Source organism: Paenarthrobacter sp. NPDC089988 (assembly GCF_044748465.1).
In the GTDB taxonomy this organism is placed as follows: Bacteria; Actinomycetota; Actinomycetes; order Actinomycetales; family Micrococcaceae; genus Arthrobacter.
On sequence record NZ_JBIVGD010000002.1, the window covers coordinates 389,125 to 406,706 of the forward strand.

Consider the following 17,582-nt stretch of genomic DNA (forward strand, 5'->3'; position numbering starts at 1 on the left):
GACGCACCAAAAACGGCCCGGACGCAGTGACTGCGTCCGGGCCGTTTTCTTATGAGCCACAGGGCAGGTAGCCCCGTCCTGCCCTATGTGGCTCCGGTCAGGGGAGCGAGGTGAAGCCTCCCCATCCCCAGCCGACCTGGCTGCGGGACAGCCAGCCGGACGTTCCATTGCCGGGGTAGAGGAACAGGTTGCCGCCGGCGTCCCTGGCCAGGACGTCGTTCTTTCCGTCCCCGTTGAAATCACCGGGTCCCAGGATGGCAGTCATCGAGGACCAGCCACTGCCCACTTGCACCCGGCTGAGCCAGCCCCCGGTACCGTTGCCCGGGTACAGCCAGAGGATGCCTGAGGTGTCCCTGGCCAGCACGTCCGTCTTCCCGTCGCCATTGAAGTCGCCGGTGCTCAGGATGGCGTTCATGGCGTTCCAGCCCGAGCCGACTTGCGTCACGGTGCCGAAGCCGCCCGTCCCGTTGCCGCGGTAGAGCCAGAGGGCGCCGGCGGAGTTCCGCGCGAGGATGTCTGCTTTGCCGTCGCCGCTGAAGTCGCCCGGTGCCAGGATGAGCGTCATGCCGTTCCAGCCTGTTCCGGCCTGGATCCGCGGTTGGAGTCCACCGGCACCGTTTCCGGGATACAGCCAGAGGACACCGTTGGCATCCCGGGCCAGGACATCGCTGCGGCCATCGCCGTTGAAGTCCTTGCCGGGAACGATCGCGGTGAGCGTGTTCCACCCTGTTCCGAGGGACTTCTGGGTCAACCAGCCGCCGGCCCCGTTGCCTGGGTAGAGCCAGAGCGTGCCGCCGTTATCGCGTGCAACAACATCGTTCTTTGCGTCGCCGGTGTAGTCCTTCCAGGTGTTGGCCGGTGGCGCCGCCACGGTGTAGGCCTGGCTGACGATTGCCGAACTGTTGTTGGCCGGATCCACCGCAAAGTACTTCAGCGTCATGGCTGCGGTCAGCGTGATCGGCGTTGAGTACTTGTTGGCGGCCGTGGCCGTCGGATTGGTTCCGTTGGTGGTGAAGTAGATGCTGGAGCCGGCTTCATTGGCCGTCAGCGTGATCTGTTGGTTGGCGGGGTAACTGCCCGCCGCCGGATTGGCTGTGACCACCGGTGGCGTTGTATCCAGCACTGTGTAGGCGGTGGACTGGACTGCCGTGGCGTTGCCGTAGGCGTCCACGGCGAGGGATTTGACTGTGGTGTTCCCCGTCAGCGCGAACGGCGCGGTGTACGCCTTGGTGCTTCCCGTGGCTGCCGTGCCAGGCGTGGTGCCGTCGGTGGTGTAGAAGATGCCGCCGGCCTCGCTGGATGTCATGGTCACGAGTTGGCCGGAGGGATAGCCACCGGCCGCCGGGGACACCGTCAGCACTGGCGGGGTGTTATCCACCGTGTAGGCCTGCGTGGCGATGGCCGAGGAGTTGCCGGCCGTGTCTTTGGCGAAGAACTTCAGGGACATGGTCCGCAATGGCAGGGGTGCCGAGTACACGGAGCTTGCGACAGTGGGGGTGCTTCCATCAGTGGTGTAGTAGATGGTTGCAGCCTCGTTGACGGACAGCGTGACGGTCTTGTTGGGACCATAGGTGCCGCCCGCTGGATTAACCGAAACCACCGGGGCCGTGGTGTCCGCAGCGGACACCGTTACCGTTCGGGTGGCTGTGGACGTATTTCCTGCTGCGTCCCTGGCCTCGACCGTGAACGTTGCCGTTCCGTTGGGCAAGTTCGTGTACGCCTTGGGCGACGTGCACTCAGTGAAGGCATTGTTGCCGAGCTTGCAGCGGTAGCCTGCGATGTCGCTTGACGTCGACGTAAACACGAACGACGGCGAGGCGCCCACCGTTGCTCCCTGCGCCGGCGAGGTGATGCTCACCTGCGGAGCGGTCAGGTCTGCCGTCACTGTCACCGAGGCGACGGTGCTGACGTTTCCGGCCATGTCCGTCGCCCGGACCCGGATCACATGCTGGCCCGCCGTCCCAAGGTTCAGTGTCTGTGCATTGGCGCAGGCCGTGAACGCCGTCGTGGAATCGACGGAGCAGGAAAGTACCGAGTCCGGATCCGACGTCACCCCAAGAACCGGAGTGCCGTTGACCGTTGACCCGTCTGCAGGTGCGGTGATGACCGGCGCCTTCGGAGCCGTCAGGTCGATGGTGAAGGAACGGGAAACCGGAACACCGGATGGTGCCGCCCTGACGGAGAAGGTGTAGGCACCGGCCGCCAAGGCGGTGGTGGGCGTAAAGGTTCCGCTGGTGCAGCCGGTCCAAACCGGTGCAGCCGTGCTCAGCTGCAGGCTGCAGTCGAGGGCGCCGCCCGGCGGCGTCGACGCCACAGCGAAGGTGGGCGTGGAGTCGTTGGTGAAAGCGGGGTTGGCCGCCTGGGTGCCGTTTGCCGCCGTCGGGCCGCTGACGATGGACGGTACGACGCCGCCGAGGCTCTGCAGCCTGCCCTGTCCGCTTGGCTTGGCCGGGGCCAATTGGCCGGGATCGTCCATGACCAGGACCTTGCCGTCCCGCATGGTGATTCCGCCGACCTTGCTGAACCCAAGTGCCCACTGGTTGTCCACCGAGTCGTTGCTCAGGTCGATCCGGGAAATGGTGTCCTTGCCTGCGTCGGCACTGCTGGTGCCGCCGCTGGTCCCGGTGTACAGCACCAGGGGGGTTTCCCAGTCGTAGTAGATGGCCGTTGGCTTTCCGACGTTGTACAACGCCGTCGGCACGTAGTTGGTCAAGACACCGTCGTCGGGCGCCGTGAAGACTGTCAGGCCCGACGTTTCAGCGACATACACTACGACGTTGCCGGCGCTGTTGCGGTGTGTTGCCGCTATCCCCAGTGAGCTGGAATTGACCGAGGCAATGGACTCGATGCTGGGGTGAAGTGCCGTTGGATCGACGATCTTGACGATCGACCTGGCATTGGCAAAGGACAAGTAGATATTGCCATCGGGACCGTCGCTGGCAGCGTTTGGCCGCAGGTCGCCGTCGAAAATGGTCAGCTGGCTTTCGTAGTTGAAGACGCTGCTTCCCGCATCCCACGCGGCGCGGTATACCTCGGAACTTCCGACGGAGGCATCCGGAATGAACGCGATTTCGTCGCCGCTGCCCGGGTTGCCCGGCGTTGGATCAATGATTGCCGGGGTGCCGGCGAGGGCGGGTCCTGTCTCATGGCCGGCAAGGGTTCCGCCGAGGCACGTGCTGGTTTCGAGGCCGCCCGTGGTTGCGCCGGCCGTCTCGGTGACACGGCAGAAGCCGGCCCGGGAATCGGATACCCAGATCCGGCCCTTCGGGTCGACAACTGCGCCGGCAGCCTTGGTCAGGCCGACGGCCACGGTTTGGCGGGCCTGGTCGGCTGCGGCGGGACCAGCCGCCAGCATGCCCGTCAGTGCAGCCGTGGCAAGGCTTGCCGCCGCGATGACTGCGGTTGTTTTCTGACGCCGGAGCCGTTGGCCCTTGGTGCCCAAGGCAGTACGGCGGGAGGTTTCATGAGCTGTTCTTGAGCGACCGGAGAGGGCAAGGCATGCCAAACCAAGCTGAAGAACACTGCGATTGCGCGTGTCCACCGAGGGATCCCCACTTCATTCGGATGCTCCCCAGCTCCGCATGCATTGGTTATTCGCCCCACGCCGTTTCCGGCTGCGTCTTAGTACATCTTCCCCCAATTTTCACATTTGTCACTAGTGGATTTTTTCGGCACCGTCTGCGAACCCGGCCCGTCCCCTGTCTTGACCGCACCCTGTCTTGACCGCCGATTACGTGCCACGGACGATTGAGGTGGAGGTAGCAATGCGCAGAATGATCCCTTTGGCAGTGTTCCTGGTGATGCTCGTGGGCGGATGCACCGCCCCTGCGCCACAGCCCTCTGCCAGCTCCAGCCCGGCAGCCTCTGCGGGCGGCACCGTGACCGCGGCACCCAGCCCGTCGCCGTCGTCCGTTCCGTTGAGTGACCCACCCAGCCAAGGTGACATCGGCCCCGGTGACGACGAACCTGGCCGTTACTCTTTCCGTTGCACCAGCCTGGACGCTTCTCCGGAAGTGCAGCTGTCCAGCCTTGCGGAGGTCTGGGCCGCAACCAACTACACCCGCATGGGTTCCTGCGAAGTCGGCTACGAAGACCAGCAGCCGTTCGTAGCGACACCCCGTGAAGCCGAGGCGGTTTCTGCCGCCGGACAGCAGGACGCGGGAGACGGCGGTTTGGCCGTCATGCTGGACATCCTCCGGTTGTGCACCAGGATCAGCGACGAGGCGGGGCCGGACGGGTTTGCAGGAAGTGCCAGGGCAACGCTCCTTGCTGCGGCCCAGTACTGCCCCGACGCCCCGCAGGGCAAGATCCTCGACGGCTGGGCCAACGGGACGCGCGTAGGCGATGGTACGCATGCCGTCGGGGAGCAGATGGAACCTGGCAGCTACCAAGTGGTCAAGCAAGGGGTCTCCGCCGAAGGATGCGCCTGGTCGGTCGCGGCGCCGGACGGAGGCGTCGTCGACAGCGGTGGCCTTCCCGAGGCCGCCAAAACCGTGGACCTGGCGGCCGGCCAAAAGTTTACTAGTGACAAATGCGGAATTTGGGGGAAGATGTACTAAGACGCAGCCGGAAACGGCTTGGGGCGAATAACCAATGCATGCGGAGCTGGGGAGCATCCGAATGAAGTGGGGATCCCTCGGTGGACATGCGCAGGCGCAGTGTTCTTCAGCTTGGTGTGGCAACAATTGCCCTGGCCGGTTGCTCAGGAACCAAAGTAGAAACTTCCCAAACCTCCGCCCTTGACGTGGCCCCGGCCGTTGCCAAAGACGACCATGTGGCCAGGGAAAAGCCCGAGCCGTTGGTGAGGTACCAATTCACGTGCCTGGCCGCGGACGGCAGCCTTATCGGCAAGTTCTCGAGCCTGGAAGAGGTGTGGGCTTCCACCCGCTACATGCACATCACGGACTGCCAGGTGGCCTATGTCGGTTCGGGTCCGCACGTGCTGACATCGGAAGAGACAGCTGCCGTCAACGCAGCGGTGGCTGCGGGAGCCCCGGGTGGACAGGCCTCCGAACTCTGCCTCAGGATCATCCGGGCCTGTACCCGCACCGATCCGCGGAACCTGGCAGCCTCCCTGGCCGCCTACGGCGTTCCCGTGGTGAAAGGGGCGCTGACCCTGGCGCCCCTGGCGCCACAGGCAGCCATTTTCACGAGGTGGCTGAAGACCGCCGTGGTTTCCTAGCAATTATTCTTGTTGCACAAACAATGGCGCGGATCCTTTTCGGGTCCGCGCCATTGCCACTGCCGGAATTCTAGGCCAGCAGTGAATTCATGGCATTGATCAGAGTGGTTTCCACGCCATTTGTTCCGGCTTTGAAATGGGCAATATGGCCATAGACGGTCATGGAGCCGCCGGCAATTCCTGGATAATCCGGCTCCCAGCCACCCTCGTAGCTGCCCAAGGGCATTGATGGTGGAAAGAATTCATTGCTGGGAATGTAGCAGCAAGACTCGTTGGCATACCCGCCCACGATGATTCCGTTGGTCCCGCCGTTCCTGTTGCGGAAGTATGCGGCATAGCCGCTCACAAGTTCGCCGCCGATCATGGCGATCTTCAATTGGGGACTGCCGTTGAACTTCCACACCTGGAACGGGGACGGCACGGATGTGGCGTAGCTGTTGCTGTCGATCCGCCCGATCATCACTTGTGCATGCCGTTGGTACCACTGGGGTTGCCCGTTCGGGTTCGGAAGGCGTGAGACGTAGGCGGCCCGTACGGCCGCGAGGTTTGCCGCCGTCGGGGTGATGTCCAGCGGCAACTGGACCTCTTGGTACCGGGTGACCATGGGGCCGGCCAAGGCGCGGCCCGCGGACTGCATATTGTTGTTTACCGTGGCCCCCAGCGCATCGCCATGCTGGTCCCGCAGTTCCCAACTGCGGACGCCGCCGGGATCCTGGTCGCCGGCGGGCCCCTGGATGAACATCGCGAAGCAATTCGGATTGCGGTTCTCGATATAGTTGCAGGCGCCGGCGGCGAAGTCCCCATCGAAAAGCGTCCGCAGCCCGGCGCTGATGGGGTGGCAGCCATAGCTGAAGATCACGGCTGCCGGGGTGCCGTTACCCCGTCTTGCTACCAGGATTGGCACTGCCGTCTCGGTATAGGGCAGGCCCACGCGGTTCGCCGAGAAGTTCTGGGTGGAGACCTTGTAGTCGAAGGTCACGGCGGTCTCGTCCGCGTCCAGGGCTTCCTGTGCGAGGTTCACGATGGTGTCCTCAAGGTCGGCGCTGTAGGACCGGACCAAGCCCAGGTCCGAGAGCCCATAGGCCATGAAGGGATGCAAAGTGTCGATCAAGGCAGGGCCGTTGTGGGTGTGCGTGGCCTGTATGAGGATGTCGCTGGTGGCCCAGTCCGCCAGATCCAGGATCCGATCCCTGATGCGCTGGTGCATTTCCCGCGGCAAGGCCAGCACATCCAGGCTGATGATGATGTGGGGATTGGCGTCTTCCCAGATGAGGATGGCCCGGGCGTAGAGGGGCTCGAAAGGCGAACTGCTGGTGGCTTCGCGCCCGCCATCGGTAGTCCCATATCCCGCCATATACGGATTGGTGCTCAGGGACGGCGTAATGTCAGCGATGGCAGTTCCAACTCTAAACGCCATAAAAGATCACTCCTTGATTGCGCGCTGCGGGTTGTTCTTCGTTTGCCCCCAAACAAAGTCCGTTTCCCGAATGCGCTGAACAGCCAATACGTGAGACCACCTTCATTAGAACATGTGATGGAGGAATTTAGGCCGGTTCAAGCCGGATTAATATCGAGTGCGGCCAACGTCCCGTGGGACAAACGCACGAGGGCCCGTCCACGCGGAGAATTTCCGTGGACGGGCCCTTCATGCCGTACCGCCGGGTGGTTACCTGGCAGCGGGGGTAAGGATCGTCAGGCCGTTCCATCCGGTCCCGACCCTTGAGGGGGTGCCCCAGGTGCTGTTGGAACCAACCGGGTAATAGCGGAGCTCGCCACCAGTGGTGCGGCCCATGATGCCAGTGGACCCTGCCCCGGCAAAACTGCGTATCGCACCGAAACTCGAAATGACATCCCAGCCCGTGCCCACCACCCGCGGAGTTCCGGCGATGAAATTGCCGGCTCCGTTGCTTCGGTACAGTTTGAGGTCACCCGTGGTCGTCTTGGCCACGAGGTCGGCGTTCGAATCCTTGTCGAAATCCATTTGAGCGATGTCCAGTCCGGACCACCCGACGCCGATGGAGACTCCGGTGGAAACCGTTTTGCCGCTGGGGTTGGCGAAGTAGTAGAGGCGGCCGTTGGCGTCGTATCCCACGATGGCCGGATTCGCATCGGCCTTCTTCCACGTGCCCACCGTCAACGTCCAGTTCTTCCAATTGCTTCCCAGGGAGATGGGAGCGCCAAAACCGCTGCCGTTCCTGCCTGGGTAGACGTTCAGGCGTCCGTCGGACCACTGGGCCACAATGTCCAGCGCGCCGTCGCCGTTCCAGTCTGTGACGAAGCCCGCTTGGAGCCCGGCCCACCCGGTTCCAATGAGGTCCTGGGGCAGCAGTGCAGTTGTTCCCGTTCCGGGGTAGCGGTAAAGGTTGGCGTCCGGGCGGACGGCCAGGATGTCCTCCTCATCGATGCCCAGTGTGGTCTCCACATCCAGGGGTGCCCCGCTGATGAGCGTGGCGTCGTTCCACCCGAGGCCGATCAGGCTGCGGTTGCCCCAGGAACCGGACATTGCCGGGTAGTAGTAGAGGTCGCCGTTGGCTGCCCGGGCCTGGAGGCCTTGGGAAGCTGCGCCGCTGAAGTTGATGGCGGAGCTGACCGCGCTCATGCCGGACCAGCCGGTACCGATGGTCCTCGCGGGCTCGTTGATGAAGCTGCCAACACCATTGGACCTGTACAGGCGCAACGTGCCGTCAGAGGTTCGCGTGACCATGTCCTGGTTGCCGTCGCCGTCGAAGTCGATCTGGTTCAGCTGGTGTCCGCTGAACCCGGTGCCGATCCTGACGCCGCTGCCCAGGGCTCCGCCTCCGGTATTCGGGTACCGGTAGAGGTTGCCAAGGTAGTCCTGCCCGATCACGCCGGGATACGGATCCCTGGAGTTCCACCAACCGACGGTAAGGGACATCTCCTGCCAGCCGGAGCCCACTTGGAGGGGAGCGTAGAAACCCCCGCCGGGAGCGCCCCGGAACACTTTCAACGTGCCGTCGGACCATTGCGAGAGGATGTCCTGGACACCGTCCTGGTTCCAGTCCACCACGTAGGCCGCCTTCGCGCCGGACCAGCCCGAACCTATGGTGACCGGGCCCGTGATCCTGCCGCTGCCATCCGCCGGGAAATTGTCGAGCCTGCCCGCTGCGCTGGTGGTGAGGACGTCGGCTCCTGACTTGATGGACGGATTTGAGGGGTAGGAAACACCACGGGCGAATGTCCGCAGCTGGTCATAGCTGCCGTTGAAGATGTTCGAGTCGCCCTCGAAAGGGCCCGTGCTGCTGTATTGCCACATGGTGTAGTTTCCCCAGCTCACGGGCATGGTGCCGGGGGAGTTGGTGGGGTTTGACCAGTAGGAGGCGATCCACAGGGGGTAGCTGCCGAAGGTCGTGTTCCCGACGCAGGTGTTCCACCAGTCGGTGGTGCTGTAGATGACGGGGAAGCGTCCGGTGAGGGCCTTGACGGTGTTGCCGAAGTCTGCAGCCCATTGTCCAAGCTGGGCCTTGGACATGCTGTAGCACGTGTTGCCGAAGTAGAAGCCGTTGATGGTTCGGCCGGCGTAGGGGTTGTATTCGATGTCCAGCACGGGAGGCAGCGTGTAGCCGTCAGCTGTCCATCCACCACCGTTGGCAACGAAATACCGTGCCTGGTCCGCGCCGGAAGACCAATTGGGGATGGCGAAATGGTAGGCGCCGCGGACCATGCCAACGTTGCGGGAGCCGTTGTACTGCTGCGCGTAGTTTTCGTTGACGTAGTAATTGCCCTCCGAGGCCTTGACGTACGCCCAACGGGAACCTTGGTTCCACTGGCTTTGCCAGTCCACGTTGCCTTGGTGGGCGCTGACGTCCTGCCCCTGGACGCCCACCGTCGGCTGCCAGTGGCCGGGATCGGGAGCCATGGGCACCACGCTGCCAACGCTGCGCGATCCTGCGGGGCCGGCGGTTCCGGCTTCCTGCTTCGAGGAAGCAACGCGTGGCGAACGTTGGCCCATTTCGGCACCGCCCGCCGGAATGGCCGCCCTCATGGCGGCATTCAGGGCCTCCGCATCCGGAGCTGTGCCCGGCTTCGCGCGCTCGGCCAAGGGAGTGGGCACGGCATCGGAAGAAGGTGGCGCAGCTGCCGGACTCCCGGCCGTTGAAGGTTCGACGGCGGTATTCGCCGCCGGCGTGTTACCCACCGGCGTCTTCGCAGACTGCGGGACCTCCTTGCTCGGAGACGAACCGATAGGCGGATATTCCGCCTTCGGAGCTGCCGGTTGCCCGCTCACCGACGGCGGCACCGGGCGCGGGCCGGAGTCGTCAGCCCAGGCCGGAGTCACCAGGAAGGTACCGGACGCGAGGGCGAGTGAAAGGGCAAACCCCGCCTTGGCCAGGGGAATGCGACGGATGGACCGTACTGGGTTGCTTGTCATATCCCTATTTCCGGCCCTGTGCCGCGGCTCAGCGGCGCATGGTGATGGCTTGCGGACAAGCTCCGGGGCGGGCGCCTGCGCATGAGACCAAAGGCCAGCTCCTAACGGGCATTACCCTAACATCTTCGAAACTGGAGTGACTAGTGGTGCTGGAGCTACCAAAGGGGTAAATGGTTCTGACTTATCCACAGCTTCCCCCCAAGCTGCTTGGAAGGGCGGCACGGCTCGCCTAGCGTAAATGACTCGAGATGCGCCTCTCGTTTACAAGTCACTGGGTTATTGGGGGTCTGATGGAAGCACTGCGGATCGTCGAGGGAGAGGTCCGTGAGCTCATCAGGCGAAGCGGTCTGGATCCTTTGGAAAAGCGGACGGATATACGGCAACTGGTGGATGCGGCCGTTCGCGACTACGACGACAGGGCCCTCCTGGGATCGTTGCCTCCGCTTGGCCCGTTGGAAGAGGCCCGCCGGCACATTTTCGATGCCATCGCTGGATTCGGTCCGTTGCAGCCATTGCTTGACGATCCCGGCATCGAGGAAATCTGGATCAATGCTCCCAGCCAGATATTCGTGGCCCGCAACGGTGAGTCCGAGCTCACAGCCATCACCTTGAACGGTCAACAGATCAGCGATCTCGTGGAGCGCATGCTCAAGAGCTCCGGGCGCAGGCTGGATTTGTCCACCCCTTTTGTCGACGCCTCCTTGCCCGACGGCTCCCGCCTGCACGTGGCCATTCCTGATGTCACGAGAGAGCACTGGGCTGTCAACATCCGGAAGTTCATTGCACGGGCCAGCAAGTTGGACCATCTGGTGGATATGGGAAGCCTGACGCCACAATCGGCGAGGTTCCTTTCCGCGGCTGTGGCCAGTGGGCTGAACATCCTTGTCTCCGGGGCAACACAAGCAGGGAAGACGACGCTATTGAACTGCTTGGCAGCAGCCATTGGTTCACGGGAACGGGTCATCACCGTGGAAGAGATCTTCGAGCTGCAGTTGCCGCTCAGGGATGTGGTGGGGTTGCAATGCCGGCAGCCGAACCTCGAAGGGGAGGGTGAAATACCCATGAGGCGGCTGGTCAAGGAGGCCTTGCGCATGCGGCCGGACCGCCTGGTGGTGGGGGAAGTCCGGGAAGCCGAAAGTCTGGACATGCTCATTGCTTTGAACTCAGGACTCCCCGGTATGTGTACAGTGCACGCCAACTCCGCCCATGATGCCGTGACAAAAATTTGTACGCTGCCACTCCTGGCGGGGGCAAACATCTCCAACGCATTTGTAGTGCCCACTGTCGCTTCGTGCCTCGACCTCGTGGTGCATTGCAGCCGGCATTCCACCGGGAGAAGGCAGGTTACTGAAATCCTGGCCCTTGGCCGCCGGGTGGAGAACGGCGTGATCGAATCGTCGCCGGTGTTCCAGATGGCCGAGGGCCGGCTTGTGCCCAACGGCACCTCGTTGCCCGCCATCGACAAGTTTGCGCGCTCGGGATTCGACGTCGCAGCCCTGTTGGAATTGAACTGATGGCTCCCTTGCTGGGCGCTGTGGGTGGCGTAGGGATGTTCCTGGTGTGGTGGTCTGCCTGGAAGAAGCCCCACACGGAGCCGCGTCGAAACCATGTTCCGCGCAAGCTGGAACTCCTGCTGCTCTCCGCGGGAATCGAAAAGGTTTCCGGTGCCGGCCTGCTGCTTTGTTGCGCGGGGGTTGGCCTGGTGGCGTTCCTGGTCTTCCTCCTGGTCACGGGATCGCTGCCCGTGTCCGCCTGCTTCAGTATCTTTGGTGCCTGGCTGCCTTTGGCCGTTGTCCGCAGGCGGGCACGGAGACGACGCGCCATGCTGCGGCAGCTGTGGCCGGACGTTGTGGACCATCTTCGTTCGGCGATCCGTGCCGGGCTTTCCCTTCCCGATGCCTTGATCCAGCTTGGCACCAAGGGCCCGGAAGAACTGCGCCACGTGTTCACGGATTTCGGCTCCGACTACAGGTCCGGAGGACGGTTCGATGCCGCCTTGACCAATGTGAAGGCGAGACTGGCGGATCCCGTTGCTGACCGCATCATCGAAGCCCTGCGGATGACACGCGAGGTTGGCGGATCCGACCTCGGCCGCATGCTGGGAACCCTCGCCGCCTTCCTCAGGGAAAGTGCGCGCACCCGCAATGAATTGGAGGCGCGGCAGTCCTGGACCGTCAACGGGGCGAGGGTTGCGGTGGCTGCGCCATGGATCGTCCTGGTGGTCATGGCCGGAAGGCCTGAAGCCATGCTCGCGTACAACACGCCGACCGGGGTCATGGTCCTCTTGGGTGGCCTTGTTGTGTCCGCAGTCTGCTATACCGCCATGCTGCGTATTGGTGCCCTTCCCGAGGACGAAAGGGTGCTCGGATGAACGCTTCCACAACCACCGCTGTCCTCCTGGGCCTGCTGTTGGGAACCGGAGCATGGTTGGTGGTTGCCCGACTGCCATTCATGCGCCCGATGACGTTTTCGGACAGGGTGGAACCGCAGCTTAGGACCCTCAACCTTGAGTCACGGTTACTGCGACGTCCGGCCACCGCGGGTACCGCCTTTGGGGCGCTGGAGCGGATTGTTCGCCCTGTGATTGGCGATGGATGGGCGTTCGTCAGCCGTTTCAACCCTGGTGGGGCTGCCTTGGCCAAGCGGTTGGCCCGGGCTGGTTCCGCAAAGTCGGTTCTGGATTTCAGGGCCGAACAGCTTGTGTGGGCGGCGGCCGGATTCATACTCGCCCTGATCGGTGTTGCTGTGGGCGCTGCCGCCGGCCGATTCAATCCCGTGGGTGGCGTCGCCTTGATCTGGGGAGCCGCGCTGGGTGGCTATTTGCTCCGGGACCACATGTTGGGCCGGGCGATCAAGCGGCGCGATGCAGCCCTGTTGTCCCAGTTTCCCGGTCTTGCAGAACTCATGGCACTCGCGGTGGCCGCGGGGGAGAGCGCCGCGGGGGCGTTGGACCGGATTTGCCGCACCGCGCGGGGCGCCCTGGCAGAGGAGTTTGCCGCTGTGCTGGCCGATACCCGTGCGGGCAAACCACTGGCCGAGGCATTCCAGGCACTTTCTGCCAGGACGGACCTTCCTCCGTTGGTCAGGTTCGTGGATGGATTGGTGGTGGCAGTAGAGCGCGGTACGCCCTTGGCTGACGTGCTTAGGGCGCAGGCAGCCGACGTCCGGGACGCCGCAAAACGCGAATTCATGGAATCGGCGGGCCGCAAGGAAATCGGAATGATGGTCCCTCTCGTCTTCGGCATTCTGCCCCTGACAGTCATCTTTGCTGCTTTCCCGGCGGTCACGGCTTTGGACTTGAGCTTTTAAGGGAGCATCGGCCACAACAGGCGAGCAGGACAGTTTCCACCCACAACAACGAAGAATCGGGGATCCCTTGACCAACCACTTCTCTACCCGTGCCGCAGGAACCTCCGGCACGCGGAAGCTTTCCGCCTGGGCCATGGCACTTGTGCTGCGGGCCACCCCTTTGGACGACGAAACCGAGCGGGGCGACGTGCCCGGGTGGGTGATGATCACACTAATGTCCGCGATCCTGGTGGCGGGTCTCCTTGCCATCGCATCGCCGGCCTTGGAAAACCTCTTCAACCAGGCGATGTCCAAGGTGGGCAACTAGTGCCGGATAGCTGTGCGAAGGCCGGAACGGGAGCCCGCAGAAAGAAGGTCGCGCGGGGACCCGCCGACCATACCGCAGCCGACGAGCGCGGGGCTGCGGTGCTGGACTTCGTCCTGGTGGGTTCGGTGATGACGCTCCTGTTCGTTGCCGTGGTCCAACTGATGCTGGTTCTCCATGTTCGCAACACACTCATTGACGCGGCTGCTTCCGGCGCACGCTACGGGGCCATGGCGGACCGTACGGCAGCTGATGCCGAGGACAGGACCACCGAACTGATCACTGGTGCCCTCAACAAAGGGTTTGCGGAGGACATCACGACGGCGGTGGTCGAAGCAGGGGGCATTCGCACCCTTGAGGTGACAGTCACTGCGCCGATGCCCGTGGTGGGCCTACTGGGTGCCGGAGGCTTGCTGAAAGTGACCGGCCATGCCGTGCTCCATTGAGAGCCAGCGGGGGAACGCCTCCGTTGAATTCGTTCTGCTTGGACTGTTGCTCATGGTTCCGCTCATCTACTTCGTGGTGACCGTCGGCCAGATCCAAGGGGGAATGTTTGCCGTTGTTGGTGCCGCCGACCAAGCCGCGAAGGCCTACGTGCAACAGACCGAACCGGCTGCGGCGCGCGCTGCTGCGGAGGAGGCCGCCCTGGTTGCCGCGACGGATTACGGATTCAGGCCGGACGCCGTTGCCTTGGATGTTTCATGCGATCGTCAAAACTGCCTGTCCGCTGGTACCGCTGTCACGGTCTCCATCCAACTCACTGTTCCCCTGCCCATGGCGCCCTTTGGGGATGCGCTGCACCTGGATGCCGCCCGGCTTCATGCTTCGGCGACCCAAAAAGTCGGGCGTTTCCGTTGAGGACGGTACCGCCAGCGAAGGCCGCGGCCCCTGCCCGCCGAAGTCTCTCCCTCCGTAGAGAACGCGAAGCAGGACAAATCACCGTCCTGACGGTCGGATTCCTCCTGCTGACCCTAGTCCTGGCAAGCGTCGTCATGGCCGTGTCCGCCGTTTACGTGGAACATCAAAGGCTGCTCTCGTTGGCCGATGGTGCCGCGCTCGCCGCGGCAGACACGTTCAGGCCCGAAGACATCGGCGCCCATGAGGTGCCGGGCGCATTCCTGGTGGACGAACGCGTGGTGGCCGCTGCAGGGTCGTACCTGATCGACATTGACGCCTACTCCAGCCATGATCGGCTGTCCATTGGGCCGGGAACGGGCAGCTTTGCCGGCGGTACCGCGGTGGTGGTTCTCACCGCCGTCGCGCATCCTCCGGTGGTCAGTTTCCTCCTGCCGGAGGGAATACGCGTTGAGGCCCGGTCCACGTCGAGGTCCCGCCTGACGCAATAGCGACGCCCAGCCGGGGGGAGCGGCGCCGATAGCGTACGCTGGAAAGATCATGGCTGAGATCGACTTTCCCGCAGAAATCCGCGCGCTTCGCGCTACCTACAGTTCCATCGAGAACGTCAGTGATGTCGAGGCCTTGAAGGCCGAGATCGCCGAGTTGAGCGAACAGGCCGGAGCGCCTGACCTGTGGGACGACCCCGCTTCCGCGCAGGTGGTCACGTCCCGGTTGTCGCACCGGCAGTCGGAACTGGAACGCCTCACCAAGCTCTCTGCACGGATTGATGACGTGGAAGTGCTGGTTGAACTCGGCCAGGACGAAGGCGACGAGGCCTCCTTGGCGGAAGCCGAAAAGGAACTGGCCTCGATCGGCAAGGCCCTGGCGGACCTTGAAGTGGTCACCCTGCTCTCCGGTGAGTACGACGAACGCGAAGCCGTAGTGACCATCCGGGCCGGCGCGGGTGGCGTCGATGCCGCAGACTTCGCGGAGATGCTCCTCCGCATGTACCTTCGGTGGGCCGAACGCCACGGGTATCCCACCACGGTGATGGATACGTCCTATGCCGAAGAGGCCGGGCTGAAGTCCGCCACTTTTGAAGTCAAGGCTCCGTATGCCTTCGGTACGCTCAGCGTGGAGGCAGGAACACACCGCTTGGTCAGGATCAGTCCGTTCGACAACCAAGGGCGGCGCCAGACGTCGTTTGCGGCGGTGGAAGTCATTCCGCTGATCGAGCAGACCGACTCCATCGAGATCCCGGACAACGAGATCCGTGTGGATGTCTTCAGGTCCTCGGGGCCGGGCGGGCAATCCGTTAACACCACCGACTCTGCCGTCCGGCTGACGCACATTCCCACGGGGATCGTGGTGTCCATGCAGAACGAAAAGTCGCAGCTGCAGAACAGGGCGGCCGCTCTCCGCGTCCTTCAGTCCAGGCTCCTGCTGCTGAAGAAGGAGCAGGAAGACGCCGAAAAGAAGGCGCTTGCGGGAGACGTCAAGGCATCATGGGGCGACCAGATGCGTTCGTACGTGCTCAATCCCTACCAGATGGTCAAGGATCTGCGGACCGAGCACGAAGTAGGCAACACCTCCGCAGTGCTCGACGGTGACATCGACGACTTCATCGACGCCGGAATCCGCTGGCGGACCAGCAACCGCAACGCCGCCGACTAAGCACAGGTTCGGGGCTTGGGCCCGTTTTGGCGACACGCCCCCGAAAGCCCCGAAATCACCGTGGGGTCGTGCGTATAGTCGGAAGGCCGGTGCTCTCACTTCCCCCACCGAAAGCCCGCGCTCCGGCTGTTGGACTGGGCCAATCAGTCATGTCCGGCGGGGTCAAAAGGGCCATGATCAGATTTGAGAATGTCACCAAGGTCTATGAGCAGAATGCCCGACCGGCGCTCGACGCTGTAAGCCTTGAGATAAACCGCGGCGAATTCACCTTCCTGGTGGGGGCGTCGGGATCCGGCAAATCCACTTTCCTTCGCCTGATCCTTAAGGAGGACAAGGCCTCCTCGGGTTCCGTCTATGTGGCCGGCCAGAACGTGGCCAATATTTCCAGTTGGCGGGTGCCCAAACTGCGGCGCGGCATTGGTGTGGTTTTCCAGGACTTCCGCCTGCTGCCCCAGAAGAATGTCTTCGCCAACGTGGCGTTCGCCATGCAGGTGATCGGCAAGAGCCGGTCGATCATCAGGGAAACCGTCCCCGAGGTCCTGAAGACGGTGGGCCTGGAAGGCAAGGAACGCCGGATGCCCCATGAACTGTCAGGCGGTGAACAGCAGCGCGTGGCGATCGCCCGGGCAGTGGTGAACCGTCCGGGGATCCTCCTGGCGGACGAACCGACGGGAAACCTGGACCCGATCACCTCCATGGGCATCATGGGTGTCCTGGACAAGATCAACCAGAATGGGACCACCGTGGTCATGGCAACCCACGACGACGACATCGTCAATGAGATGCGTCGTCGCGTTGTGGAACTCAAGGACGGCAAAGTGATCCGCGACGAAGCCAAGGCGCTGTATACCTCCATGATTCCCGTGGTGGGTGAATCGCGACGCCTGCGCGATGCCAGCGACGAGGAAATCACCCGCGCTCAGGGGGCACAGCTGTGAGGTTCCTTTTTATCCTGGGGGAAATCGGCAGCGGCCTGCGCCGGAACCTGTCCATGGTGATCTCCGTGGTGCTGGTGACCTTCGTGTCGCTGACGTTCGTGGGCGCCGCCGGCATGCTCCAGATGCAGATCAACCAGATGAAGGGCTACTGGTACGACAAGGTCCAGGTGGCTGTCTTCCTGTGCAACGATGGCTCAACCACCGTGGGCTGCGCATCGGGTCCGGCTACGAAGGAACAGCAGGCCAACATCCAGGCCATGCTGGAATCGCCGGCCGTCAAGCAGTACATCAACGACTTCCAATTCGAGTCCCAGGCTGAGGCCTACAAACACTTCAAAGAGCAGTTCTCCAATTCGCCGATCGTTGACTCGGTATCCGAGGACCAGTTGCCTGCCTCCTTCCGGATCAACATGAAGAACCCGGAGAAGTACCAGATCATCAGCGAAACGTTCTCCTCGCAGCCGGGCGTGGAAACGGTCAGCGACCAGCGCCAGGTCCTCGAAAGAATCTTCTCCTGGATGAACGGCGCTTCCGTGGTGGCCGTGGGTATCGCCGCCGTGATGATCTTCTGCGCGGTGCTCCTGATAACCACCACCATCCGGCTCTCCGCCTTCAGCCGTCGTCGCGAGACGGGCATCATGCGGTTGGTCGGGGCGTCGAAGGCGGTCATCCAGCTGCCGTTCATCCTCGAAGGCGTGATTGCCGCTGTGGTCGGTGCGCTGTTGGCTTCTGTGACGTTGTGGCTCATGGCCCACTTCTGGCTCAACGGAGATCTTTCCAGGCAGTTCCTCAACACGCCTTTCATCTCTTCCACCCAGGTCCTGGTGATCGCTCCTGTGCTTATCGCCCTGGGCGGTGGCCTGGCCGGGATATCCTCGTTGTTAACCCTCCGCCGCTACTTGAAGGTTTAGCATGGCCAACGGACGGAACAGCACAGACGATGCCGGT

Annotated in this window: 15 protein-coding genes; 12 read left to right on the top strand and 3 right to left on the bottom strand. The window is 63.2% G+C overall.

Annotated features, from left to right (window positions below):
- Positions 1 to 97: 97 nt before the first annotated feature.
- A complete protein-coding gene (locus ACIPV6_RS05075) occupies positions 98 to 3,541 on the bottom strand; it encodes a chitobiase/beta-hexosaminidase C-terminal domain-containing protein (protein WP_400269817.1) in 3,444 nt (1,147 codons plus the stop codon).
- 223 nt (positions 3,542 to 3,764) lie between these two features.
- Here ACIPV6_RS05075 and ACIPV6_RS05080 point away from each other — a divergent pair, with 223 nt between their 5' ends.
- On the top strand, positions 3,765 to 4,559 hold the full coding sequence (locus tag ACIPV6_RS05080) for a hypothetical protein (protein ID WP_400269818.1): 795 nt from the start codon (positions 3,765 to 3,767) through the stop codon (positions 4,557 to 4,559).
- A 116-nt stretch (positions 4,560 to 4,675) separates the two neighbouring features.
- The gene (locus ACIPV6_RS05085) at positions 4,676 to 5,182 is read left to right on the top strand and encodes a hypothetical protein (protein WP_400269819.1); all 507 of its coding nucleotides are present in this window, start codon (positions 4,676 to 4,678) and stop codon (positions 5,180 to 5,182) included.
- A gap of 70 nt (positions 5,183 to 5,252) precedes the next feature.
- Here the strand turns inward: ACIPV6_RS05085 and ACIPV6_RS05090 are convergent, their stop codons facing one another.
- Positions 5,253 to 6,599, bottom strand: coding sequence for a hypothetical protein (locus ACIPV6_RS05090; protein WP_400269820.1), 1,347 nt, complete (start codon positions 6,597 to 6,599; stop codon positions 5,253 to 5,255).
- 249 nt (positions 6,600 to 6,848) lie between these two features.
- Positions 6,849 to 9,572 (bottom strand): GH25 family lysozyme, encoded by a 2,724-nt coding sequence (locus ACIPV6_RS05095; protein WP_400269821.1) that lies wholly within the window; start codon positions 9,570 to 9,572, stop codon positions 6,849 to 6,851.
- Positions 9,573 to 9,862: 290 nt separating this feature from the next.
- Between ACIPV6_RS05095 and ACIPV6_RS05100 the strand changes: the two genes are divergently transcribed.
- The 10 genes from ACIPV6_RS05100 to ftsX all read left to right on the top strand — a co-directional run bounded on the left by ACIPV6_RS05100 (position 9,863) and on the right by ftsX (position 17,545).
- Positions 9,863 to 11,086 (top strand): CpaF family protein, encoded by a 1,224-nt coding sequence (locus tag ACIPV6_RS05100; protein ID WP_400269822.1) that lies wholly within the window; start codon positions 9,863 to 9,865, stop codon positions 11,084 to 11,086.
- Positions 11,086 to 11,943, top strand: a complete 858-nt coding sequence (locus tag ACIPV6_RS05105; RefSeq protein ID WP_400269823.1) for a type II secretion system F family protein — start codon at positions 11,086 to 11,088, stop codon at positions 11,941 to 11,943. The genes ACIPV6_RS05100 and ACIPV6_RS05105 overlap by 1 nt, the downstream gene beginning before the upstream one ends.
- Complete coding sequence (locus tag ACIPV6_RS05110) at positions 11,940 to 12,881, top strand: type II secretion system F family protein (protein ID WP_400269824.1); 942 nt, start codon at positions 11,940 to 11,942, stop codon at positions 12,879 to 12,881. Before ACIPV6_RS05105 ends, ACIPV6_RS05110 begins: the two co-directional genes overlap by 4 nt.
- Before the next feature lie 67 nt (positions 12,882 to 12,948).
- Positions 12,949 to 13,188 (top strand): hypothetical protein, encoded by a 240-nt coding sequence (locus ACIPV6_RS05115; RefSeq protein ID WP_400269871.1) that lies wholly within the window; start codon positions 12,949 to 12,951, stop codon positions 13,186 to 13,188.
- Positions 13,189 to 13,316: 128 nt separating this feature from the next.
- Complete coding sequence (locus ACIPV6_RS05120) at positions 13,317 to 13,631, top strand: TadE/TadG family type IV pilus assembly protein (RefSeq protein ID WP_400269867.1); 315 nt, start codon at positions 13,317 to 13,319, stop codon at positions 13,629 to 13,631.
- The gene (locus tag ACIPV6_RS05125; protein WP_400269825.1) at positions 13,615 to 14,043 is read left to right on the top strand and encodes a pilus assembly protein TadG-related protein; all 429 of its coding nucleotides are present in this window, start codon (positions 13,615 to 13,617) and stop codon (positions 14,041 to 14,043) included. Before ACIPV6_RS05120 ends, ACIPV6_RS05125 begins: the two co-directional genes overlap by 17 nt.
- Positions 14,040 to 14,531 (top strand): pilus assembly protein TadG-related protein, encoded by a 492-nt coding sequence (locus tag ACIPV6_RS05130; RefSeq protein ID WP_400269826.1) that lies wholly within the window; start codon positions 14,040 to 14,042, stop codon positions 14,529 to 14,531. Before ACIPV6_RS05125 ends, ACIPV6_RS05130 begins: the two co-directional genes overlap by 4 nt.
- A 49-nt stretch (positions 14,532 to 14,580) precedes the next feature.
- Positions 14,581 to 15,696 carry a peptide chain release factor 2 gene (gene prfB, locus ACIPV6_RS05135; protein WP_400269827.1) on the top strand — a complete coding sequence of 372 codons (1,116 nt, stop codon included), beginning with the start codon at positions 14,581 to 14,583 and terminating at the stop codon, positions 15,694 to 15,696.
- A gap of 173 nt (positions 15,697 to 15,869) precedes the next feature.
- Positions 15,870 to 16,634 carry a cell division ATP-binding protein FtsE gene (gene ftsE / locus ACIPV6_RS05140; RefSeq protein ID WP_397322344.1) on the top strand — a complete coding sequence of 255 codons (765 nt, stop codon included), beginning with the start codon at positions 15,870 to 15,872 and terminating at the stop codon, positions 16,632 to 16,634.
- Entirely contained in the window at positions 16,631 to 17,545 is a 915-nt protein-coding gene (gene ftsX, locus ACIPV6_RS05145; protein WP_397322345.1) for a permease-like cell division protein FtsX, read from the top strand. The genes ftsE and ftsX overlap by 4 nt, the downstream gene beginning before the upstream one ends.
- The last annotated feature ends 37 nt before the right edge of the window (positions 17,546 to 17,582 follow it).

Coding starts and splice junctions, on each gene's coding strand:
- ACIPV6_RS05090 (WP_400269820.1), bottom strand. CDS start 6,599: ATGGCGTTTAGAGTTGGAACTGCCATCGCTGACATTACGCCGTCCCTG.
- ACIPV6_RS05125 (WP_400269825.1), top strand. CDS start 13,615: ATGCCGTGCTCCATTGAGAGCCAGCGGGGGAACGCCTCCGTTGAATTC.
- prfB (WP_400269827.1), top strand. CDS start 14,581: ATGGCTGAGATCGACTTTCCCGCAGAAATCCGCGCGCTTCGCGCTACC.
- ACIPV6_RS05100 (WP_400269822.1), top strand. CDS start 9,863: ATGGAAGCACTGCGGATCGTCGAGGGAGAGGTCCGTGAGCTCATCAGG.
- ftsE (WP_397322344.1), top strand. CDS start 15,870: ATGATCAGATTTGAGAATGTCACCAAGGTCTATGAGCAGAATGCCCGA.
- ACIPV6_RS05080 (WP_400269818.1), top strand. CDS start 3,765: ATGCGCAGAATGATCCCTTTGGCAGTGTTCCTGGTGATGCTCGTGGGC.
- ACIPV6_RS05105 (WP_400269823.1), top strand. CDS start 11,086: ATGGCTCCCTTGCTGGGCGCTGTGGGTGGCGTAGGGATGTTCCTGGTG.
- ACIPV6_RS05120 (WP_400269867.1), top strand. CDS start 13,317: ATGACGCTCCTGTTCGTTGCCGTGGTCCAACTGATGCTGGTTCTCCAT.
- ACIPV6_RS05110 (WP_400269824.1), top strand. CDS start 11,940: ATGAACGCTTCCACAACCACCGCTGTCCTCCTGGGCCTGCTGTTGGGA.
- ACIPV6_RS05095 (WP_400269821.1), bottom strand. CDS start 9,572: ATGACAAGCAACCCAGTACGGTCCATCCGTCGCATTCCCCTGGCCAAG.